Origin of the sequence: Sphingomonas sp. 1F27F7B (genome assembly GCF_005503355.1) — a bacterium.
GTDB lineage: Bacteria > Pseudomonadota > Alphaproteobacteria > Sphingomonadales > Sphingomonadaceae > Sphingomonas.
Genome location: NZ_SCMK01000011.1, coordinates 112,830 through 135,367, shown reverse-complemented (window position 1 = coordinate 135,367; position 22,538 = coordinate 112,830). Strand labels below are relative to the sequence as shown.

Annotated in this window: 19 protein-coding genes and 1 tRNA gene; 10 read left to right on the top strand and 10 right to left on the bottom strand. The window is 67.4% G+C overall.

Annotated elements, in window-relative coordinates:
* Window positions 1–738, top strand: a complete 738-nt coding sequence (locus FFS08_RS12280) for an O-linked N-acetylglucosamine transferase family protein (RefSeq protein ID WP_137861276.1) — start codon at window positions 1–3, stop codon at window positions 736–738.
* 5 nt (window positions 739–743) lie between these two features.
* Here FFS08_RS12280 and FFS08_RS12275 read toward each other — a convergent pair whose 3' ends face one another.
* Complete coding sequence (locus tag FFS08_RS12275) at window positions 744–1,496, bottom strand: cell wall hydrolase (RefSeq protein ID WP_171012585.1); 753 nt, start codon at window positions 1,494–1,496, stop codon at window positions 744–746.
* A 244-nt stretch (window positions 1,497–1,740) separates the two neighbouring features.
* Between FFS08_RS12275 and FFS08_RS12270 the strand changes: the two genes are divergently transcribed.
* From FFS08_RS12270 to FFS08_RS12245, 6 genes are all read left to right on the top strand, one after another.
* Window positions 1,741–2,379, top strand: coding sequence for a hypothetical protein (locus FFS08_RS12270; protein WP_137861274.1), 639 nt, complete (start codon window positions 1,741–1,743; stop codon window positions 2,377–2,379).
* Between the two features lie 366 nt (window positions 2,380–2,745).
* Window positions 2,746–3,231, top strand: a complete 486-nt coding sequence (locus tag FFS08_RS12265) for a helix-turn-helix transcriptional regulator (protein ID WP_137861273.1) — start codon at window positions 2,746–2,748, stop codon at window positions 3,229–3,231.
* A 194-nt stretch (window positions 3,232–3,425) separates the two neighbouring features.
* The gene (locus tag FFS08_RS12260; RefSeq protein WP_171012584.1) at window positions 3,426–4,664 is read left to right on the top strand and encodes a glycosyltransferase family 4 protein; all 1,239 of its coding nucleotides are present in this window, start codon (window positions 3,426–3,428) and stop codon (window positions 4,662–4,664) included.
* 35 nt (window positions 4,665–4,699) lie between these two features.
* Window positions 4,700–5,497, top strand: coding sequence for an FkbM family methyltransferase (locus tag FFS08_RS12255; protein ID WP_212742006.1), 798 nt, complete (start codon window positions 4,700–4,702; stop codon window positions 5,495–5,497).
* A complete protein-coding gene (locus tag FFS08_RS12250) occupies window positions 5,494–6,864 on the top strand; it encodes a glycosyltransferase family 4 protein (protein ID WP_137861270.1) in 1,371 nt (456 codons plus the stop codon). Before FFS08_RS12255 ends, FFS08_RS12250 begins: the two co-directional genes overlap by 4 nt.
* Window positions 6,861–7,997: a polysaccharide biosynthesis/export family protein gene (locus FFS08_RS12245; protein ID WP_137861269.1), complete on the top strand. Its 1,137-nt coding sequence runs from the start codon at window positions 6,861–6,863 to the stop codon at window positions 7,995–7,997. Before FFS08_RS12250 ends, FFS08_RS12245 begins: the two co-directional genes overlap by 4 nt.
* A 50-nt stretch (window positions 7,998–8,047) precedes the next feature.
* On the opposite strand, the gene FFS08_RS12240 is transcribed toward FFS08_RS12245, so the two are convergent.
* Window positions 8,048–8,710 carry an ABC transporter ATP-binding protein gene (locus tag FFS08_RS12240; protein WP_137861268.1) on the bottom strand — a complete coding sequence of 221 codons (663 nt, stop codon included), beginning with the start codon at window positions 8,708–8,710 and terminating at the stop codon, window positions 8,048–8,050.
* A 71-nt stretch (window positions 8,711–8,781) separates the two neighbouring features.
* Between FFS08_RS12240 and FFS08_RS12235 the strand changes: the two genes are divergently transcribed.
* Window positions 8,782–9,570 carry a glycosyltransferase gene (locus tag FFS08_RS12235; RefSeq protein ID WP_137861267.1) on the top strand — a complete coding sequence of 263 codons (789 nt, stop codon included), beginning with the start codon at window positions 8,782–8,784 and terminating at the stop codon, window positions 9,568–9,570.
* A gap of 8 nt (window positions 9,571–9,578) precedes the next feature.
* Here the strand turns inward: FFS08_RS12235 and FFS08_RS12230 are convergent, their stop codons facing one another.
* From FFS08_RS12230 to FFS08_RS12195, 8 genes are all read right to left on the bottom strand, one after another.
* Entirely contained in the window at window positions 9,579–11,552 is a 1,974-nt protein-coding gene (locus FFS08_RS12230) for an FkbM family methyltransferase (protein ID WP_171015307.1), read from the bottom strand.
* A 44-nt stretch (window positions 11,553–11,596) separates the two neighbouring features.
* Entirely contained in the window at window positions 11,597–14,059 is a 2,463-nt protein-coding gene (locus tag FFS08_RS12225; protein ID WP_137861265.1) for a glycosyltransferase family 4 protein, read from the bottom strand.
* A complete protein-coding gene (locus FFS08_RS12220; protein WP_137861264.1) occupies window positions 14,056–15,303 on the bottom strand; it encodes a KpsE/RkpR family capsule polysaccharide export protein in 1,248 nt (415 codons plus the stop codon). The genes FFS08_RS12225 and FFS08_RS12220 overlap by 4 nt, the downstream gene beginning before the upstream one ends.
* Before the next feature lie 4 nt (window positions 15,304–15,307).
* Complete coding sequence (locus tag FFS08_RS12215) at window positions 15,308–16,117, bottom strand: ABC transporter permease (RefSeq protein ID WP_137861263.1); 810 nt, start codon at window positions 16,115–16,117, stop codon at window positions 15,308–15,310.
* A complete protein-coding gene (locus FFS08_RS12210) occupies window positions 16,114–17,379 on the bottom strand; it encodes a glycosyltransferase family 4 protein (RefSeq protein ID WP_137861262.1) in 1,266 nt (421 codons plus the stop codon). The genes FFS08_RS12215 and FFS08_RS12210 overlap by 4 nt, the downstream gene beginning before the upstream one ends.
* Window positions 17,376–18,623: a capsule polysaccharide biogenesis protein gene (locus tag FFS08_RS12205; RefSeq protein WP_137861261.1), complete on the bottom strand. Its 1,248-nt coding sequence runs from the start codon at window positions 18,621–18,623 to the stop codon at window positions 17,376–17,378. Before FFS08_RS12205 ends, FFS08_RS12210 begins: the two co-directional genes overlap by 4 nt.
* On the bottom strand, window positions 18,620–20,260 hold the full coding sequence (locus FFS08_RS12200; protein ID WP_171012583.1) for a capsular polysaccharide export protein, LipB/KpsS family: 1,641 nt from the start codon (window positions 20,258–20,260) through the stop codon (window positions 18,620–18,622). The genes FFS08_RS12205 and FFS08_RS12200 overlap by 4 nt, the downstream gene beginning before the upstream one ends.
* Window positions 20,261–20,491: 231 nt before the next feature.
* Window positions 20,492–20,568, bottom strand: a tRNA-Trp gene (locus FFS08_RS12195).
* On the opposite strand from FFS08_RS12195, the gene FFS08_RS12190 reads away from it, so the two are divergent.
* Together FFS08_RS12190 and FFS08_RS12185 are read left to right on the top strand one after the other, a co-directional pair.
* Window positions 20,569–21,276 carry an RNA polymerase sigma factor gene (locus tag FFS08_RS12190; RefSeq protein ID WP_137861259.1) on the top strand — a complete coding sequence of 236 codons (708 nt, stop codon included), beginning with the start codon at window positions 20,569–20,571 and terminating at the stop codon, window positions 21,274–21,276.
* On the top strand, window positions 21,273–22,301 hold the full coding sequence (locus tag FFS08_RS12185; protein ID WP_137861258.1) for a FecR family protein: 1,029 nt from the start codon (window positions 21,273–21,275) through the stop codon (window positions 22,299–22,301). Before FFS08_RS12190 ends, FFS08_RS12185 begins: the two co-directional genes overlap by 4 nt.
* The last annotated feature ends 237 nt before the right edge of the window (window positions 22,302–22,538 follow it).

Below are 22,538 nucleotides of genomic sequence, written 5' to 3'. Positions count from 1 at the left end.
GTGGTTCATCCCGGCGCGCGCGAGGGCATCTCCGAAAGGATCGCCTATCTGCCCGGCAGCTATCAGGCGAATGCGAGCCTGAAACCGGTGTCGCGGCGGATCACGCGGTCCGAAGCCGGGTTGCCCGGCCAGGGTTTCATTTTCTGCTGTTTCAACCAGAACTACAAGATCACGCCCGAGGTCTTCGCGCGCTGGATGGTGATCCTGCGGGCAGTGGAATCGAGCGTGCTGTGGTTGTGGGTGAACCATGCAGGCGCCCGCGAAAGCCTGGCGCGCAGCGCGGCCAGGGCCGGCGTCGATCCCGCCAGGATCGTCTTCGCCGGCACCGAGCCCAGCGAGCGCCATCTCGATCGGCTGCAACTTGCCGATCTCTTCCTCGATACCCTGCCGTGCAACGCCCATACCACGGCAAGCGATGCCCTGCGCGTCGGCCTGCCGATACTGACTTGCGCGGGGCGAAGCTTTGCCGCGCGCGTTGCCGCCAGCCTGCTCATGGCGATGGACGCAGCGGAATTGATCGTGAGCAATCTCGATGAATATGAGGAGCAGGCGATCGCGCTGGCCCATGATCCCGGGCGGCTGGAGCGAATCCGTGCCCGCCTGCTGGCAAACCGTGCGCCGTCGCAGCTCTTCGATCCCGCCGCCATGGCCCGCAAGCTCGAGGCGGCCTATGCCGCGATGTACGAACGGCATCACGCCGGCGAAGCCCCTGCGGACTTCCACGTGGCCGCATGCTGATGCGGCTATCGCTGCGGCTGTGGCGATGCCACCGGTGGCTGCGGGGCGAGGCCCCAGGGAGCGAATGGAGGAGGCGGTGCCGCGCTCGCGGCGGCAGCGGCCGGCATCGCACCGGCGAAATTGGGCGCCGCGATCGCCGGAGCCGGACCGCCCCGCCGGCGATAGAAGATGTGCGCGCCGATCTTGGTCACGCGATCGAGGCTCGGCGCCCAATAGGGCGAGACATAATCCGCATGATAGTTGAGCGCGTCGGCGACCAGCGGCGTGAGGCGGCCGTCAATCGCCTGCTCTGCGACGGCGCGGGCCTGCGCCATCACCTTGTCGGACAGGCGTCGCCGCAGCGATCCGTCGCAGGTGAAGGTGAACTGGCATCCCGTCTTCAGCGTCGAGCCGGCAAAGACCACCCCGCACACCGATTTCGGGAATGCCGGGTGGCGAACGCGGTTGAGAACGACCTCGGCAACGGCCTGCTGGCCTTCCGGACTCTCATGCCCCGCCTCATGGGCAATCGCGAGCGTCAGGCATTCCAGGGCCTGCGCGCGGTCCTCGATCGGGAAGGGGGTGGTCTGGGCCCGGGCGTGCGGGGCAGTGGTTGCGATGACGGCGAAGCAAAGGATCGGCCATATCGATCCGGCACACCGGTTTCCCGATCCGCGCGCTGGCGAACAGGGCGCATGCGAATGGAAGCGGTGCGTCCGGCAAGGCGCTGCGTCGTGCGTTCTTGTGTCGCCTTCCTGCCAGTTATTGGCGAGCCCCACGCTATATTTCCTGATATATTGAGTACATGCCGTAAATTGTGCACACGAGTGAGGGTTATTCTCGTAGTTTCATGCGAATTATTCGGCAAATATATCGATGTAATATTATCGAAATATCGAACTGCGAAAGATTGAATAGTGCAGGTGTTTTACAAGATCACGAATATTGCTGCATTCCATTCGCTGAATTTGTCACATCTTGTCACAAAATTTGAACCGCCATCAATGAGCATGGAGCTGTGAGATGATCGGCAAGGCCGCGGTGTTCGGCTTGGTTTCCCTCCTGGGACTGTCTGCTCTGGCCTGGCGTCAGCCCGTGCGGGCCCCATCGCACCCGACGCCGGCGGCCTCGCCATCGGGGGCGGGGCCGAGCGCAGTTCGGACCGCAGCCGTGCCGGTTCAGGCCAAGCCAATGGCCACAGGGGGAGGCATGTTGCCCGAGCGCCTGCTCGAATGCCGGCTCGGCCGGATCACCAATTTCAATCCTTCGCGTGAGCAGGCGCCATCCGAGCTCACCTATGAAGGCGATCATCGCCTTGCGCTGTTCCTGCCGTCGATCCCGGTGCGCACCGCCGAGCCCCCCCGTTCGACGCTGCCGCCGGAACCGGTCGACCCGCGCACGCGCATCGTCGCCGATCCGGATGGAATAGCGGCAGGCGCGGCTGCCAAGCCTTTCGAGCGCGTGGTCGATTATTGGCCGGAGCGCGTGGAGATGACCACGCCGATCGGGAACGGGCTCGTGAACCTCATCATTCTCCAGCGCTCGCAGACCAAGCCCGGGCTGATCGATCTGTTCATGACCAGGGCGACCGATGCGGTTAGCTGGGACGAGAAGCATCTTTATTCGGGTCATTGCAAGATTCGCGAGCAGGGCGCTGGATAACGCATTGATGCCCGCCTCCGGCCTCGGACTGGCAAGCATTATCCGATGGGTTGCAAGAATTACGATAGGATAGTTGGCAATTAAATAGCCGATAATTCCTGGTTATTAACAATCATCTCCAATTTTATTTCTGATATGTTTCAGTTAACCCCGGGTATTGACGATATTGATTGGTAAATATCGCAGGAATGTCGAAATTTTCCGGCGTGATCTGCCAGAATATCTTGGCCGGGGTGTCTACATAATAGGAAACACGAGTTTCCGATTCCTGGGAAACCCCGGGGGCGAGATTTCCCTGTGGCGTGCCGGTGCGCGCCGCGGGCTGTGCCCTGCGCCCGGTCCCATCCTTGCTCCAAGGAGGTCGCAATGGAGGAATCCTTTTTGATCGCAGCGCCCGCCGTTGCGAATCAGGAATATCCTTCGGGTTCGTTCGAGCATCATCGGATCGGCGAGGACCGCACGGAAGCGCCGCCGCTTCCGCCCAGGCCCAGGACGCGCGCGCATCTTGCGGCATGGCAGGTCAAGCTCGCGCGGGACATGATGCTTGCGCAGATGACCGGCGGGCTTGCCCTGGCGGATGTCGCCCGGCGGCTCGACATGTCGGTCAGCCACTTCATCAAGGGCTTTCGTGAGAGCGAAGGGGTGTCGCCCTATCACTGGTTCATGCAGCGCCGGATCGCGCAGGCGACCACGCTGCTTCGCGACGAGACGATCCCGCTGTCCAAGGTCGCCGACGAATGCGGCTTTGCCGATCAGAGTCATTTCACCAAGGCATTCACTCGGCTGCTCGGCATTTCGCCGGGCCGCTGGCGTCGGAACCTGCGGAGCAGCGCGCTCGGCCTTGGTGCCTGATTTGTCGATAGTGGTGCGTACCTGTGGAAACGACTAGGTCGGGGCGGGGCACATCTCGATAGTCCGGAACGGCGGAAATCGCCGCACCGCCCGAGCTTCGTCGAGACAATGCGACCAGCAGATTTCAGCGTGACCGAAACCGGCGAGGGATGGCGCGGCGCATCATGGACCCGTTCGCGCCGCGAGGATCGGCGATGAAGGCGGGCGCCCCCGGTATCGAGCGGCTTCGGCAGCTCTACGATCCCAATTATGTTCGCCGGGTCGATTCGTTCGAGGACGCGCCGGTGCAGGTCTGTCTCGAGACGCGGATGCTCGGCGCAAGTGCGGGGACCGGTGTCGCGACCTATGCGCGGACGCTGGCGGCGTGCCTGCCGGCGGCGGGAGCGTCGTTGCTGCTGCTGAGCGACCAGGCGCCGGGCGAGGCGCCGTGCTTCACGCGGCTCGGCCGCTGGCTTGCCGCCACGCGTACCGGAGCGCGGGTCGCGGCGGCGCAGGACCCCGGCGGCGAGGAAATGCCGGTGCAATGGGCGGCGTGCGACCTGTTCCGCGAGGCGCATGTGTTCTTCAACCTGCACCGCAGGCTGTTGCCGGTCGAGTTCACCCGGCCGCCCCAGGTCATGCACTGGACCTATCCACTGCCGCTCTATGCGCGCGGGGCCAGGAACCTGTACACGGTGCATGACCTGATACCGCTCACCGATCCCGAGCTCACGTCGATTTCGCCGGCGCGCCACGCGGCCGTGCTCGGCGAAATCGCCTGCCATGCGCACCGGCTGGTGACTGTGTCCGAGACCGTCCGCCGCCAGGCCGTCGAGCGGCTGGCGCTGGGCGAGGAGCGGGTGGTCAACACCTGGCAGGCGCTCGATGCGCCGCTTCAGGTGGATCCGCCCTTGCCGCCGGGCCTGCGCTCCGGATGCTATTTCCTGTTCTGCGGCCGGGTCGAGGCGCGCAAGAATCTCGATCGGCTCGCCGCGGCCCATGCGGCGAGCGGAACGGCGCTGCCGCTGGTTGTCGTCGGCCCGCAAGTACCCGGCGAAGCGCGTCTCGAAGCGACTTTGCGCGCCTGTCCTGCGCTTATCCGGGTTCCCTGGGTGCCGCGCGCCGAATTGCTCGGGATGATGCGTCGGGCGCGTGCGCTGCTGTTTCCTTCGCTGGCCGAGGGATTCGGCCTGCCCATCGTCGAAGCCATGGCGCTGGGGTGCCCGGTGCTTGCGTCGGACATCGAGGCGGCGGTGGAGGTGGCCGGCGATGCCGCGCTGCTCGTCGATCCGCGGGCGCCCGATGAGATCGCGGCGGGGATCCGCCGCCTGGACGGCGACGACATCCTCTGCGCCCGATTGCGCGCCGCGGGTTTCACGCGCAGCCGGATGTTCACGCAGGAGCTCTATGCCCGCCGGCTCGGCGCGCTCTATGCCGATGCGCTTGCCGCATGACGCTGCTTCCCGCCTTGTTCCGCCGGAGGCCGGGGTTGCACAACCGCACCGAGAACGAGGCGGCCATCCGCAGCCTCTGCACCAATGCCTATCTCGGCGATGGCCGCGCCCTGGTCCGGGTGCTCGGCCGCTACAAGATGTTCGTCGATACGCGCGACGTCGATATCGGTGCGCATCTCCTGCTCGACGGCTTCTGGGAGATGTGGGTCACCGAGCTGCTGCCGCAACTGATCCGGCCGGGTGCCGTCTGTATCGATGTCGGCGCGCATGTCGGCTATTTCACATTGCAGATGGCCGACCTTGCCGGCCCCTCGGGCAGAGTGCACGCGTTCGAGCCCAATCCGGCGTTGCGGCGGATGCTCGAAGATTCCGTGCGCGTGAACGGCTTTGCGGAGCAGGTGCGATCGCACGGCGATCCGGTGTTCGACGCGGCGGGTCTCGCCGCCGAGCTCGTCGTCCCGCCGACTCAGCCGAGCGGTGCCCATATCCGCATTCTCCCCGAGGGCGATCCGGCGGGCGCGCTGCGGACCTGTCGGCTCGACGGCGTTCCGGGGCTCGACCGCGCCGATTTCGTCAAGATCGACGCGGAGGCGTCGGAAGAGGCGATCTGGCGCGGCATGCGCGGCCTGCTCGATCAGGGGCGTCCGATGACCGTGCTGCTCGAATTCGCAGCGATACGCTATGCCGATCCCGGCGGATTCCTGGCGGCGATCGCCGGAGAGGGTTTCGCGCTGCATCGCATCGACACCGACCATGGGATGCGCCGGGCCGACGCGGCGGAGATTCTGCGGGCATCGCCGGTGCGCGAGCAGATGCTGGTGTTGACCCGATGAGCGATCTTGGCTTCCCCGGACGGGACGGCGGATTCCGGATCGGCATCGACGGCCTCAATCTCGCGATGCCGCGCGGCACCGGTGTCGCCACCTATGCCCGGACTCTGGCACGGACGATCGCCGAGATCGGCACGCCACCGGACCTGATCTTCGGATTGCCCGTTCATCCCCGCGCGCCGCGCGACCTGCGCGAGACGCTGTTCTTCGCCGAACTCGGCCGCGACGAGCCGATGAGCGAGGGGGGGGGCACGCCGAAGCGCGAGCGGCTGTTCGTCGCCCCCTGGGCGCGGCGACTGGTCGAAGTGCCGGTCGAGGGGCGCGTCCATGCCGAAGCCTTTGCCGAGCGCATGCCGCCCTTTTCGCGGCTGTACAGCTTCGGTTCGCTCTGGTCGGTCGCCGCGCGGCATTTCAGGCGCTATCGCCGCTTCCTGACGGTGACGATGCCCGATCCGCCGGCGATCATGCACTGGACCTATCCGCTGCCGATCCATCTCGCCGGTGCGGTCAACCTCTACACCATCCACGACCTGGTGCCGCTGCGGCTGCCGCACACCAGCCTGGAGAACAAGCGGCTGCACGACCGGCTGCTGCGAAGCTGTGTCGCACGGGGCGCGCGAATCTGCACCGTCTCCGAGGCATCGCGGCGCGACATCATCGACATGCTCGGCGCCGATCCCGGGCGGGTCGTCAATTGCTATCAGTCGATCGATCCGGTGCCGGAGATCGCCGGCGCGGACCTTGCCGGGCGCCTGCGCGCGCTGTTCGACCTCGAGGCTCAGGGCTATTTCCTCTATTTCGGCGCGATCGAGCCCAAGAAGAATGTCGGCCGGCTGATCGAGGCCTATCTGGCGAGCGAAGTCGCGACGCCGCTCGTCATCGTCGGCGGCCGGGCCTGGCGCTCCGAGAACGAACTGCGCCTGCTCGGCATGTCGGCGGCCCAGGGCCTTTCGGGCGCGGCGCGGATCCGCAAGCTCGACTATCTTCCGCGGCGGATGCTCGATCTGCTGATCGCCGGCGCTCGCGGCGTGCTCTTCCCTTCGCTCTACGAAGGCTTCGGCCTGCCCGTGGTGGAGGCGCTGGCGAGGGGCGTGCCGGTGATGGCCTCGACCGGCGGCTCGCTGCCCGAAGTGGCGGGCGGCGCGGCGCTGCTTGTCGATCCCTATGACGTGGGCGACATGGTCGCGGCGATCCGGCGCCTCGACGGGGACGGTGGGCTTCGCCGCAGCCTGTCCGTGGCCGGCCCCGGGCATGCCGCCCGCTTTGCCCCGGCGACGTTTCGCGCCAACCTGTCCGGGCTCTATCGCGCGCTCGCCCCCCCGACGGGCACCGCTGCCCGACCCTCGTCTTCCGGGATCGCCACCGCATGACCCTGTCCTCCTTGCCCCGCGCGTCTGCGCGCGCCTTCCTCGTCGCGCTGGCACTGCTCGTCGGCGGCTGCGCCACCCTGCCGTCGAGCGGGCCGACCGGCGCCCAGGTCGTCGCGATCTCGCGGCCCGATGCGCGGCTGCCGGCGCGGCTGGTCGATCTTGATGCCGATGCCCTGCCGGAGGCCAACGCCGCGTCGACGCCGCCGGAAACGCTCGCCGGGCTGGCCGCGGACGGCGTTACCGACCGGATCGGGCCAGGAGACGTGCTGCAAGTCTCCATATTCGAGATAGGCACCGCGTTGTTCGCCGGCCCTGGGGCGACCGCGACCGTGGCCCAGCCCGCCGCCGCCGGGACGAACCTGCCGCCGATCACCGTCGCGACCGACGGGACGATCCAGATTCCCTATGTCGGCCGCATCTCAGCCGCGGGCGAGACCGCCCAGTCGCTCGCCGCCGGCATCGAGGCGCGGCTGATCGGCTATTCCCAGCATGCCCAGGTCAGTGTCGCGATCCGCGAGAACATCGCCAACGCCGTATTCGTGCTCGGCGGCGTCAAGATGCCGGGGCGTATTCCCCTCTCGCTGGCGCGCGAGCACCTGCTCGACGCAGTCGCGCTGGCCGGCGGCGCGGTATTCCCGGCACAGGACACGACGGTCAGGATCACTCGCGCCGGCCGCAGCGCCGAGATCGGCCTCGATGCGCTGCTCGCCGGATCGCCCGACGATTTGCTGCTGCTCCCCGGCGATCGGATCGAGCTGCTTCGCCAGCTGCGAAGCTTCACTGTGTTCGGGGCGAGCGACAAGGTGTCGGAAATCCCCTTCGAAGCGCGCCGGCTGTCGCTCGCCCAGGCCGTCGCGCGGGCCGGCGGGCCGTCGGACCGCCAGGCCGATCCGACCGCGATCTTCGTCTTCCGCTGGGCTGCGGCACACGCGTCCGGCGCCGCGCCCGTTCCGGTGATCTATCGGCTGAACATGCTGCGCCCGGAAAGCTATTTCGTCTCGCAGCGTTTCGCGATGCGCGACGGCGACGTGATCTACATTGCGAACGCGCGCTCCAACCAGGCGAGCAAGCTGGTCCAGATCATCAACCAGCTCTTCTCGCCCTTCTACGGGGTACGCGAGTTGACGCGGTGATAGGGGGAGCGCCGCCCGTGCGGCTTCCCGTGGCGGCGCGGATCGCCGGATCAGGCCGCCTGCATCTGCTGGGCATGATGCACCGCGATCGCTTCGTCGATGGTCGGATAGAAGCGGAGCCGGCCCTGGTGGAGCACCGCGCCGGTGCTGCAATATTCCTGCAGCGTCGGCGGGCTGTGCGACACCATCACCAGCGTTCCGGTCGCGCGGCGATGGGCCAGCGCGGCGCGGCAGCGTTCGGCGAAGCGGTGATCGCCTGCGCTGGTGACTTCATCGACCAGATAGCAATCGAAATCGATCGCGAGACTCACCCCGAACGCCAGGCGCGCGGACATGCCGGCCGAATAGGTCTTCACTGGTTGATTGAAATATTCCCCGAGCTCGGCGAACTGCTCGACAAAGGCGAGCAGCCGATCGACCGGCTGGCGATAGATCCGGGCGATGAACCGGGCATTGTCCGCACCGGTGAGGCTGCCCTGGAAGCAGTGCGTGTAGCCGATCGGCCACGATACCCGCATGCCGCGGCGGATGGTCCCGTTGCTCGGATGCTCGACGCCGGCGATCAGCCGCAACAGAGTCGATTTGCCGGCGCCGTTCGCGCCGCAAATCCCCAGCGATTGCCCGGGGCGGATCGCGAAGCTGGCGTCATGAAGCACGTGCTTGGTGAGCTTGCGGCCGTGATAGGCCTTGTTGACGCGATCGAAGGTGATCATGCGCATGGCCCTCCCGGCCTTGTCGAGATGGCCGGAGTCTCCGGACCGGCGATCAGGAATGGAGCTGTCATATGACGATCGAAATCGCCGCCGTGGTGCTCGCCTTCAATGAAGTGGAGATGCTCTCGATCACGCTTCCCGCGATCAAGGCGCTGGTCGATCAGGTGGTCGTCGTCGACATGGGCTCCACGGACGGAAGCGACGCGCTCTATGCCCGGCTGCTCTCCGGGGAGGACCGGCTCGCGCATTACGATCAGCAGAATCTGTCGCAGTTCGGTTTCGCGCACGCCCGAAACCATGGCGCCAGATATGCGACGGCGCCCTGGCTGTTCGCGATCGATGCCGACGAATGGATCGATCCCGCGCAAACCGGCGCGCTTCGCCGTGAGATCGCCGAGGCGACCTGTGACACGCTCGCCGTCCATCGCCGCAACTATGTTGGCAGGGCGGGCGCCCCGATCGATCTCGACCAGCTTCGTGTCAGCGGCTCGTTCGGCGAGGAGACGCAGCGCCGGATCTATCGCAATCGGCACGACATTCGCTGGGAGGGGCTGATCCATGAGGAGATCTGCGATCGGGACGGCAATACCTGGCAACGCGCCGGCCAGAGCGAACTGGTCCTGCACCACCTTTCGCAATTCAAGCCCCAGGTGGCGATCGAGGAAAAGAGCCGTCTCTATTCCTACATGGTGCTGCGCGGCTTGATCGTGCCGGGATATCGCTATGGCACCAACCCGTTCTGGCACTCGACCTTCATCCGCAAGCATTTCGACTTCCTCATCGAGAAGGCGAATGCCTATGCGGCGGCGCGCGGCCTGCCGCTGTACGACCGGGATGCGGTAGCGCGCGCAGTCGATTGAGCGCGCCCTCATTTCGCTGCGGTGTCGAATAATATGTCGAAATGCACCCAGCCCTGGGGAAGCAGGCCCATGCGCGTCGATTCCGCGTCGCGCGCCTCCCAGAGCCGCATGAGTTCGCTCGTCGAACCTATTCGGGTAAACGAGCCGTCATGCTCGACCAGGTCGCCATGGGGGGCGAGCTCGAAGATATGGTCCGCAAGTCGTTCCGGATCCGTCTCGGCTTGTTCCCGGATGCACATGGGATTGAATTCGCAGAGGATCTTCGGCTTGAATCTGCGGATGGTGTCCGCCAATCCGCGCAGCACCCGAAGCTCGAAGCCTTCGACGTCGATCTTGATCAGGTCCACCCGCTCCTGCGGGAGCAGTATCTCGTCGCCCGGAAGCGCCTGCACCACGTCCAGGGCCTGAAGCGCGGTCGCCCGCCCCAGCACCTTCGCATTCGATGCGTCGCTGAGGCATATCATTTCCTGCCGGTCGCTCAGCGCGAAGGGGAAGAGCCGCACGTTGCCGAGGTCATTGGCGACGATGCCGCGCCGGAACAGCGCGGCGTTGTCCGTGTTGGGCTCGAACGCGAGCACTCTGCCGGCGGCCCCCACTTTCACAGCCGCCTGGAAGGACATGACGCCGACATTGGCGCCGACATCGACGAAGGTGGCGCCGGGCTCCAACTGCCCGGTGATCGCCGTCGCGATATGCGGCTCCCATCCGCCGCCGGCCGCGAGGCAACGGCCGAATTCGGGTTCGGCAGGATTGACCACGACCTTCGCCTCCCCTCCGACGTCCGCCACGACGAGCGGCACCCTGGTTTGCCGGAATTCCGGGCTGTCCAGCAGAATGCGCCGCAGGTCCGGAAGGGCGATCGCGCCCGACTGGATTTCGTTCAGATAGGCAGCGAGCCCGTCGGGATCGGGATGGCGGCCGAGGATCCAGAAATAGGCCGCCGCAATTTCGTCTTTGGTCTGCTCGGTCGTGTTGGACATCGGATATTCTCTAGGGCTCCGGGAAGGGGTTGCGGTGCGGCGGGGCTCGGCTGCCGCGTCGGGGGGCGGCATCGGGGCGTCGTGGTGCGGTGCGCCGGTCATCAGACGGAGCTTGGGAAAGTCGAGATCGGCATACCACAGCGCCCCTTCGGACAGCAGGGACAGTTCGATCTCGATATCGGGTGCGGCGGCCAGGGGTGGCGCGGGAAGGCTGATCGCGAAGCTGGCCGAAACGCCGGGTTCGAGCTGTGGACGTGCCGGCATGGCGCGTGCCTCTGCCGACCACGATGCTTCGGCATGCATCCGGAGGCGACCGCCGATCAGCAGCCGGTCGCGTGATCGGCGTCCGAAGTCCAGCCGGTTCTGGCCGGTGTTGACGATCCGGCCACGCAGCTCGATCCGGCCGGAAGGCGCGGCGCGCGGCGGCTCCATCAGTTCGATCCGATAGGCGTTGCGCCGCTGCCAATGGGTAAGCAGATGCGACAGGTCAGGGAGCACTTCACCCCGGATCATGGCGGCGAGGATTTCCGCCATCGCACCGGATTGGCGCAACGCGAGCGGCAATATCGTGCTTGGCACCGGCAGTTGCTGCTCGTCCAGCAGAGCCACTTGCCCGAGCCATTCGCTGGCCCGCTCGATGCCGGTCACCGCATGGACCGGCATGGTGGCGGCAAAGGGGGGGAGCGACGCAATACCAGGTTCCCGCGACCATGCCGGCACCAGCACAAGGACCGCGTCGGCGCCGATCTCGGCCGCCAGCCTTGTCGCCGACGCCGCACCGGCGCCGTGACCGATCACGAGAGTCCGGGCGCAGCCGCTTCCCTGGACGCGAAGTATCGCGGCCAATGTGGCGGGATCGACGAGATCGGGATCCCTTGCGAGGCTGGCGACACGACATGCGTCGCGCCCGGCAAGATCGTCCGCGAGCGGGCCGGCGAAGTCGTCGCGCGGGTCGGCATCGGCGAGAAGAATCGCGAACAGCGCTCCGCCGGTGCCGCGCACCGACGATATCGCTTCGCCGCCGGCCGCATGGGGCGGGAGCGCGGTCAAACGTCGGGTACCCGCCGGCCGAATGCCAAGTGCTCGAGCGTTCCCAGCGTCATGGCCTCCAGGAAATCGAGCCGCGCCTGGCCGTCATTCGCCGCGCAAAGGAAGAATCCGGCGACGCCGACCGAGACCACGCGCGGATCGCCGCCCGCGGTCACTTCGGCGAGGTCGAGGCTCGCATTGCCGGCGATGTTCAGGCGGATGACGCCGGCCGGGTCGGGCAGGAGCGTCATCGTCACCCATTTGAACTCGCCCGGCTTCAATATGCCTTCGACGCTCCGGGCGGGGTCGGCCGTGCCGATCGCGAAGCGCACGTCGCGGCCCGGAACCCCGTGGAGCCGCAGGCACAGCCGCATGGACACGCCGGGAGCGTCGGTGCCGATCTCGAGCCTTCCGCCCTGCGGCTTGGTCCAGCATCCCCAGTCGTCCGGCCCCCACCAGCCATCGCCGGCGCGGAAGATCTCGGCGGAGCGCATGCCCCGCCACAGGGTAGTGGCATAGTTGCGCTCCAGCGGGTGCCAGGCGCCCAGCCGCGCAACCGGAACCGGCGCGGGCGTCTCCGCTTCGTCCGCCGCCCAGTGCCGCGCCGCGCCGGCGATATCAGCTGCGATTGCGCTCCAGGGCCGGGGTCTGAAGGTCTCGGCAATGTGCTGTTCGAGTGCCTCGCGATAGCCTTTCTCACGGATCAGCCGGTCGAGCGCTTCGACCAGCGCATCGATATTGCCCGAGGGGAAATAGACGGCGTGGTCCCCGCCTGCTTCGGGCAGCGACGCGGCGTCGGAAATCAGCGGGACCTTGCCGTGGCACAGTGACTCGGTCACCGGCAGGCCCCAGCCTTCATATTGGCTTGGATAGAGCGTGAAGAGGCAGGATCGATAGAGCCGCTCCAGCTCGGCATCCGACAGGCCGGAGAGCATCACGACTTGGTCGCGCAAGCCCGGATGGCTCTCGAGTCGTGCATAGACCGCGTCGTTGAGCCAGCCCCGGTTGCCGACGCAGACCAGTTTCGGGACGCCGTTCGATCCATACCGCTTGAGCAGCGTGATCCAGGCCTGGAACGCGGCCAGATGGTTCTTGCGCGATTCGATCGTCGAGACAAACAACACATAGCCGCCGGGCGTGAGCCCCCGGCGGCCGAGCTGCTGCACGGGAAGCGGTGTCGTATCCGATTTCCGGCAATCGCCGTCGAGACGGATCACGGCGACATCCTCGGGCGCGACCGGATGATCGAGCATCGCCGCGACCTGCATCAGGTCGCGCTTGGTCGATTCCGAATTCACCAGGAAATGGTCGGCGTGTTCGAATGCGCCGATCGCCCAGCTGACGAAGTCCTGAGTCAGCTCCTTCACGCAATGCTCGCCCGCGATGACCGGGATGAGGTCATGGACGAAGGGAACATAGCGCACGCCGCGCAGCACCTTGGCCTGGCGGACGAAGAGGAAATAGTTCTGCAGCCACCAGGAGGTGCCGAGATTGATCAGATAGGCCCGGTAGGGCATCTCGATCGGCTCGGCGGTGGCCAGTCGCAGGTGCAATCTGGCGAGAGCCGCGATCCATTCCGGGGCGCCGCGATCGCCGCCGCTCAGGCTGAGCTCGGCGAGTGCGGTGAAGCTGGCCGCGGGGATCTCCAGCCAGTCGTCCCGCGATTCGAGGAAGGCGCAGATATGGACGCGGAAACCGTCGAGGCGAAGCGCGCTGCCGATCACTTCGATCTGCACGCGCTGGATGCCGGTCGGCAGCCGGGCGTTGCGAAAATAGGAGATCAGGTCCGAGACGTCGAACACCAGTGCCGGTGCGACGGCCGAGCCCCGCGCCTCGCCGGTGGGCACTTCGGGTTCCGCGCCGCGGATGAGCGCGGTGAGCGCCTGCATCTGGTCGCGGGCGATATTCCGATCCTGCTCGGGCAGGTTGCCGAGGAAGGCGTCGATCTGGCGCAGGGAGCGCTCGACGTCCCCGGTTTCGGACGCATTCATATTTCCGGCCCCGGAAACCAGGGTGCCCGTGTCGAGCGTCGCGATCAGCTCGCGCATCTGGGCGCTGTCGCCACTGCCGAGGAGCTGCCCCATTTCGCGCAGCGCGTCGGGATTGGCGGGCTCTTGCCGGAGCGCGCGCATATAGCTCCGATTGGCCGCTGCCCGATCTCCGCGTTCCTTGTGGAGATGCCCCAGATGGAGCCAGGGATCGGCGGCATGCGGAGAAGCGTCCGTCGCCATCCGATAGGCGGCCTGCGCAGCCTCGAGATCGCGCTGTTCCTTCAGGGCATGGCCCAGCTGGACCCAGATATGGGACAGCGAGGGATCGGCCTCGAGCGCGTCGCGATAGGCGGATGCCGCTGCCGGCCAGTCTTGGGCGTCGCGTGCCTTGTTGCCGGTCACGATCATTCGGTGAACCTGCGGCGTCACGGCTATGCCGGCCGATCTGCGCAGCTTGAGCGGGAGGTTGATCATCAGGTCGGTGGTCATGCGGCATGCTCCCGAACGCCGGCGAGGATCAGCCAGCCGATCGCGTAGATCAGCAGCAGGGCGAAGAAGACGGTGGCGACCAGCTTGAGGCGCTTGGGGTAGAGCGCCTTGGCCGGCAGATTGGGTTCGACGATCCGCACCAGGTAGAGTTGCTGGCGCAGCGCCTGCTCGCGCGCGGTATCGAGCGCCGCGGTCGCGGCTTCGTAGCGTTTCGCCGCGAGCTCCTGGCGAAACCGTATGCCTTCGAATCGTCCCAGCCCGTTTGCGGTCGCCTGTGCCGAACCGGTAAGGCTGGCCTGGGCAGCGCCGACCTGTTGCTCGAGTGCTCGGACCTGTGCCGCCTGGGCGACATATTGCGGGCTGTCGGGTCGCACCGCGGCGGCCATGCCGGCGAGCCGGGCACGGGCCTGGGCGAGGTCGCCCTGCATCTGCGTCACCATCGCGATGCGTGCCGCGCCGGTGCGCTCCGGGTCGATGTCGCGTGCCGACTGGCGCAGGCCGCCCAATGCGGCCTGGGTGTCGTTGACGCCGGCTTCCGCGGCCTGCAGTGCCTCGCGGGCCGCGGCCAGGCGGTTCGCCAGAAGCCGCTTGTTGAACTCGTTCACACGCCGCTCGCCGATGACCAGCAAGGCCTCCGCCAGCCGCTGCGCATCCGCGGGCCTGAATCCCCGGACGCCGACGCGGGTGATCCCGGCCTCGCGGCTGGTATCGACATGCACCATCTCGCGATAATAGCGCAGCAGCGTCTCGGGCGGCGCGTCGGCGCCGAGGCGGGAGAAGGGATCCGCTTCGGGCCGGCGGAACATCGCCCGCAACCCGATCGTGCGTTCCAGGCTGGCAACCGCGTCGTGCGAGAGCAGATAGTCGACGACTGTCTGGCTGTCCGCTGCGGTCGGATTGGGATCCAGACCGAGCAGTTGCCCGAGCCCGGAATTGGTGGAGCCGCTCTGGCCGGCGGTCCGGATCACGAAATGGGTTTCGGATTCATATTGGTTCGCGACGATGCCATATTCGAAGATCGCCACGGCGAGCGTGGGCAGCAGCACGAGCAAGGCCAGGTTCCGCAGCCACGCCAGCCGCTTGCGCCAGGGTTCGGATCCGTTCGGCGCCGCTTGTTCGAAGCCGTGCAGCGCGTGCGCCGGCTCGCGTTGGAAGAGTGCGGCGGGTTCTCCGGAAGGCGCTGCGGCCGGCGGTGCGGCGAAGTCGGCCTCATGCCCGGGCGAAGGAAGCGGGATCGTTGCCATGGGATCAACTCAGATGAACATGTTTGCGGACGATGCGGATCGAGATCAGCCCCAGCAATGTGAGGCCAAGGCACCAGAAGCTGAGATAGATCAGGTCGAAATAGGGGCTGCGGACCGAGGCGAACTGGCCGGTGTGGAACAGCTCGAAGATCTGGTTGAGCGGGAACCAGGCCAGCATGCCCCGATAGGGTTCAGGCAGCCATTCGAGCAGGAAGAAGGTGCCGGAGATCGGCATTGCCAGATAGACCAGCGGATGGACGAACTTGCCCGCCGCCTTGCTGAAATGGGCGGCGGCGCACACCGGCATGGCCAGCGCGAAGGAGAACCAGGCCATGAAGCCAAAGGCCGCCAGCATCGTCAGCGGCGACGCGGGCAGACCTCCGAAGCCCAGCGCCCAGGAGAGGCTCAGCAGCACGACGAGCGCGAGCAGCGACGATGCGGCTTCGAGCAGCATGCGCGCGGCGAGCAGGTCGAAGATCGTCACCATCCGGTGGAACAGCAGCGGCTTGTTTGCCTCCAGCGCAGACTCCGCGCGCGAGATCACCGAGCGAAAGAGCATGAACATGCAATAGCCGCCCAGCGCGAAGGGCACCGGGTACAGGTCGCTTCCCCCGTGTGGGCTTTCCTTCCCGTGCAGCGCGGCGACCGAGGCGGCGAGCAGCATCGGTTCGACGAGCAGCCAGGCGTAGCCGATATTCTCGCGTCCGTAGCGCGTGTGCAGCTCGCGCATGATCAGTGCGCCCAGCACGGCGCCCTGCACCTCCAGCCCCCGGAAATACCGGGCCGGTCCGCTGAGATCGCCAATGGCGATCATGATCGTGCGACCTCGTCCGCGAAGGCCAATGCGCGTTCGACGTGATTCTCCCAAGTCCGGGGAAGGACCCCGCGCATGCGCGCCAGCTGGGCGCGGCGTGCGGGGGAGCCGGGATCGGCATAGTCGAGAATGCGCCGGCGCCATCCGGGGCCGTCGAGCGGGTCGAGATAATCCGGCACCTCGCCGCCAGCCTCGCGATGCGCGGGCAGGTCGCTGGCGATGACCGGAGTTCCGGCCGCGAGCGCCTCGGCCACGGGCAGCCCGAAACCCTCGGCGAAGGAGGGCATCAGCAATGCCGATGCTCCGCCGAGCCAGGCCGACAGCGTGCGATCGGAAACCCGTCCGAGCTCCTGGACATGCGGGCGCAGGCGCGGGCACCGGTCGAGCAGATTGAAGGTGTTCTGATTTTCCCAGCCGCGCCGCCCGATAAGGACGAGCCTGGGTATCGGATGTCCGTCCGCCTCCTCGGCAAGCTGTCGCCACAGGTGCAGCAGCAGGAGATGGTTCTTGCGCGGCTCGATCGTGCCCAGGCAGAGGAAATAGGGGCCGTCGAGCGGCGGCGGATCCGACACGAAGCGAGCGGCGCCCAGCGGATTCACGAGGACGCGCGGCACCGGTTCGCCGATGGCGCCCAGATAGCTGGTCAGCGTGGCTGCAGTGGCGTGCGAATTGGCAATCACCCCATGCGCGTGACGCGCTACGCCGATCATCCGCCGGGCATGGCGACGCGGGCCATCCTGGCGTGCGAAGCCGGGTTCGGCGATCGGGATGAGGTCGTGGATCAGGCAGACCAGCCTGGCATCCTCACGGCGCAGCCGCGCCGCGACCCTGGCTGGCTTATCGAGCGCGCTGGGCGAGACCTGCAACAGGATGCGTGGCCGCGTGGCCGGTGCGATCCGTTGCGGCCGCAGGCCGGCCAGGGCCTTGATCAGATGCCGCCAGGCCGCACCGCGGGTCTCCCTTTCCCCGATTTCGCGCCAGCGCCTCTCGGTGGCGTCGAGGAAGCGGAGGACATTGCCGGGATCGAGCCGGCCATAGCGGCCGAGCGGATGAGTCGCAGCGAATTGGAGCCGTTCGGGCACGCGCGCCAGCAAGGTGCGGGCATAGTGCATCTCCACCCGATCGACGCCGGTCGGGGTTGGGTGCCGCACGCGTGACAGGAGGCGGGTGAGATCGAGGACGATCTCCGGTTCGATCGATCGAACCGGTGGCGGCGGGACGGCCGCGCAGGCTGTCGGATCAGCGAAGGGCCGGGGCTTCATGTGAGCGCCCGCACCGGCTTGCCGGCCTCGACGGCGCGCACCGCATCGCCCGTGGTGCCCGCTGCGAGCATCCGCGTGACCGCCGGTTCGATCAGCAGCGCCCGTCCTTCACGGCTGCTGAAGCTGCCCCGGAGCAGGCAGCGATGTGCGAGCACCCGGCGAAACGCGGCATAGATCTCGACCTGCGGCCTGCCGGGCGCCTCCCAGAAGCCGTCGAGAGGGCCCTGGTGCGTGATGCCGGGCACGTCATAGACGGCGCGGCCCAGCACCTTCACTGGAACGCCCGCCGCCAGTGCCAGCGTTCCGGTCGTGCTGTTCACGGTCACCACGCCGCGCGCATGAGCGACGAGCGGCGCGATGTCGGCATGTTCGAGATAGCGGACCCGATCGGCGATGCCGAGGGCAAGCGCCTGGGCTTCGATCCGCTTGCGCCAGTAACGCAGCCCATTGTCGAGCGGATGTTCCTTGAACACCAGCATCGGCCCGTCGGGCGCGTGCCCGGCGAAGGAGGCCAGGATGGCGCGGATGGCGCTCTCCATGCCTTCGAACGGCGAGTGGACGCGTAGCTGATGGTCGGAATCGAGTTGCAGCGGCACGACGAAATAGGATGATGCGAGGGCGCGGCGCACCGCCCGGCTCCGCCACCGGACAAGGGGATGCCGCGCAAATCGGCGCAGCCAGCCTGCTGCCTCCGCCGTGCTCGGAAAGGGACGATGCGAGCGGTACCGGGGGAACCGGAGAGTGAGCGCGGCACTGGCGCCATAATAAGCGAAAGCCTCGCGGGCGCGCTGCATGAAGCTGGCCGGGACTGGCGGGAGCGCCGGCACGGGCGCGAGGTGGATCGCCGTCCGGCAATAATATTCGGCATCGCGCGGCAGCGAGGAATGGCCGTTGACGCCATTCTGCTCGAGCGTCACCCAATCGGGGCGGACATAGCCCTCCTCGAACACGTGTACGGTGATCTGCCGCTCCGCCGCCGCGGATATCGCGGCTCGGTGCAGCGGCCGGCAATCCCCGAACAGCACCAGGTCGGTTACATGGTTCTGCCGGATCAGCGCTCCAGCTTCGTCCGGCCAGGCCTCGCCCCGCTGCCGGAAATCGATCGCCGGCGCGCCCCAGTCGAGACGATCGCCGCCGTTGAAATTGACGCGCAGCACGTCGTGGCCGGCGCAACGCAGGGCCGCGCCGAGCTGCCGGAAAAAAGGTCCGGGCGGGCCCTGGAGAAACAGGAAGCAGCGTCTCATGCCGCCCCCCCCAGCACGTTGCGGATCTTGCCCTCCATCCGCCGCAGCCGGCTCAGCAGCGATATCCGCGGGACTGCGCTCGCCAGGCATGCGACCAGCCGCTCAGCCGAACAGGGCAGGCCGGTCTCCGGGTCCAGATAGAGCGGGTAGAGGAGCAGGGTTGCCGCCACCAGCGCGTCGAGCGTCAGGCGGCGCGTGCGGCGCGGCACCGTCACGAAGTCGCGAGTCAGCCCCCAGCCGGCATAGAAGGGCACGCCGTGGCACGTCACGGCGCGTTCGCGCAGCAATGCCTCGAACCCGGCCAGCGAAGTGAGGACATGGACTTCATCGACCTGCTCCAGCAGCGGCGCCAGTCCGCACGGCCTGTCGAGTATCCGGTCGGCAAGGCCGCGTGCCTCGCGGTCGAGTGCGCCGCGGCGATGGCCGGAGAGCGTGTCGGGATGCGGCTTGTAGAGGAGGAATGCATCCGGCGCGTGCGCACGGGCGCGCTTCACAAGCCCCGAATTGCCCAGGCCCGCAACATCGCCCATCCGGACCGACCAGTCGTCCTCGACCTGGCCGACCACCAGGACGTTGCGCCGGTCCTGCGGCAGCGCGATCGGCGACGCCCTGTCGGCGCGGCCATATTTGCCGATCCCGGCGGTGACGATCGCGGCGCGAAGCGCTGCGGCGCGGCGCAGCAGCTCGGGCGGGAAGGGATGTTGCGACAGCAATGCTTCCAGATCGCTGGGCCGGCCTGGGTCGTAATGCATTCCCCGGCGGTCGATGATGATCGACTGCGGCGGCACCAGATGCACGCCCAGGCCCAGCGAGCGGAGGAACCCGTCCTCGATCCGGGCCATCGGCACGCCCGCCGCCGCGGCACTCGCCTCGAAGTCCGGCGGCACCCGCGACGGCCATATCGCGATGGCGCTCTTGTTCGCGCCCGCCCTGGCCAGCGCATGTGCGCCCCGGCCGGCATGCCGGGGCGCGCGGGCGGCGCCCATGAGGAAACGATCGATCTGGCCGCGCTTCCAGGGCCGCATCCCGAATTGCACGCCGATCCCGGCGGTCGCCTCGATATGCCGTCGCCATTCGCCGAGCAGGTCGATGGCCGCTTCCGCCGATATCTCCGATCCGGTGAAGGGTTCGTGATATCTGTGGGCCTCGACAAGCGTTTCCCAGGCGAGGGCACGGCGCGCATCCGGGTCTAGCGGCAGCGGTTCGCCGGTAACGGAATCAGTGGTGGGGACACCCTGCAGCCTGGCGAGTATCGCGAATGTGTCGCCGTGCGGGGCGATCACGCGCGCGGCATGGTCGAGCAGATGCCAAGGGTCGATTCCACTCCCCAGCGCTTCGGTATCGGCCCAGTGCATGGCCTTGGCATCGCTCGCCAGGGTCAGGGCGCCCGCAACCGGGCACCGCACCACGGTGCAGCCCATGGAAAGGGGCGGCCGGGCACCCCAGAAGCAGCCGCCGACCCGCAACTCGCGCAGCCGTTCGATCAGCGCATCCGACCGTTCGGCCTGCGCCCGCGTCAGCGACACGCGGCGGCGCGAACCCCGGGCGACCGCCAGGGGCGCCCGGGAACGCCTCGCAAAGGCCGGCGGCGCCTGCAGAAGCGGAGCGGCGCGCGTCGGGGCGGCGAGAGCGGTCATGGCATCGGCTGGTCTGCGATCGCAATCCACACAATCGCTATCGCAGGCGCAGCGGGCGAGCGGGCTGGGGATTCCCCCAGCCGGAAAGCGAAATAGACAAGAGCGCCGCATGGCTATGGCCTGGCGAAAATGTCATCGCAAACGTGTAGAGAGGCGGGTGCCGCCTCGAACGCCTGCTCGGCGTCTCTGGATCAGGGGGTGCCCGGATCCCGGATCGAGCGGGGGCGGAAATGGCAGGGGCGCTCGGATTCGAACCGAGGGCCTTCGGTTTTGGAGACCGACGCTCTAACCAGCTGAGCTACGCCCCTGTGCGGTGGGTGGCTTTATGGGCGGGCAGGGCGGAAAGCAAGGGGAAAGCTGGCATCCCTTGCCCTTCCGAGGTCGGAAATGAGCGCGGCTTGCGAGCCTTCGGTCGATACCTGCCGGACGGAAGCGTCGATCCCCATGATTTTCCCGTTTCGGATTCCGCGAAGCTGCGCGTTATGCTGTCGGAGGGTTCGAAGCGATTGACCAAGGCCGTGCGACAGGAATTGACGGAGAACGACCGGCGTTTGCGCCGGGCGCTGATCGCATTCTTCGCACGACGTGTGCAAACGCTGTCCGAAGCCGAGGATCTCACCCAGGACGTCTTCTTCCGCATCGTGCGCGATCCGAAGCGCGAGGCGCCGATGGCGGATGCCTATGTCTTCCGGATCGCAGCGAACCTGCTGCGCGACAAGGGACGGCGCGAGCGCGTCCGCACCAGCTACCGGGAATCCCGGGCGATCGAGGATTTCCTGGGCATTGATCCGCTGGATCCCCACCGCGTTGCCGAGGGGCGGGAGAATCTCGGTCTCGTCGCGCGCACGATCGATCAACTGCCCGAAAAGACCCGAAGGATCTTCACGCTGTACCGCATCGAGCATATCGACAAGCGCACGATCGCGGACAGCTTCGGCCTGTCGGTCCGCATGGTCGAGATCCATGTCCAGCGCGCGCTGGAGGCGCTGGCCAGTTCCATGGAGAAAAGTCGGTGAGCGGCGGCGATCCGGACGGCGTCCGCCAACAGGCGGTGGCATGGTTGATGCGGTTCCATGAAGGGCCGATCGACCTGGAGGAGGAACTCGAGCTCGAATTGTGGCTGGAGGCGCATCCGGCCAATCGCGAGGTGCTCGCCGGCATGGTCCGGGCCTGGCGAATGGCGGGCGAGGCAGCGGAGGCGCCCGAACTGGTCGCCGCGCGCGCGGACGCGCTCAAGGCGCTGAGCCAGGCCGACCGGCGCGCCGCGCGCGGCTGGCGGCCGGAACTGCGACACGTCCTTGGGGCGCTTGCCGCCTGCCTCCTGCTGATCGTCGCGACCTTCTATTTCTATCCGCGCGGCGAAACCTATCGGACCGGGATCGGCGAGCGCCGCCTAGTCACGCTCGACGACGGGTCGCGGCTCTCCCTCGATGCGGCGAGCGCCGTCGAGGTGCGCTATGACGCCGAGCGGCGGGCGCTGCGCCTGCTCGCCGGCCGGGCGCGGTTCGAAGTCGCCAAGGATCCGCGGCGCCCCTTCGCGGTTACGGCCGGCGATCGCATGGTGGTCGCGACGGGCACGGCGTTCAGCATCGAGTTGTTCCGGGCGGAGATGCGGGTAGTGCTCTACCAGGGCTCGGTTTCGGTGCTCGAGGACGGCCCCGCCGATCAGGTGCCCCGGCACGTCCTGCTCCAGGGCAGGACGCCTGCGGACCGGATGCTGGCGCCCAGCACGGCGCTGATCGTCCCGGCCGGCGCTTCCCCGGCGGTGCGGCTGGAGGCCGTCGACATGGTCCGCAGTTCCGCCTGGGAGCAGGGACAGCTGGTCTTCTCCGACGAGCCGCTGGGCGTCGCCGTGGAGCGGGTCAATCGCTATTCCGGAGCAAGGCTCGTGGTCGAGGATCCGGTCACCGCCGCGTTGCCGGTGAGCGGTACGTTCAATGCGGGTGACACCGAAGCGTTCATCGACGGCGTGGTCACGCTCTACGGACTGCGGAAGCTCCGGCGCGGAGAGACGGTGGTCCTGCGTTCCACCGGGCGCTAGGGTCAAGACTCGTTCAGCAAACCTTGTCATCCCCGCCTGCGTGGGGATGACGAAAGAAATCAAGGTCTTGATCGAGGTTTGACCCTAGGTTGGAGACTCATATTCTCCCATCGTCACCCCGGCCTTGAGGCCGGGGTGACAAGATTTGTTCAGGTCCTCGACCTGGATCAACTCGAAGCGGGGCATCTCCCGCTGGGCTGCATGATGCCGGAGCGGGCGGGTTTCGCCACTGCGTCC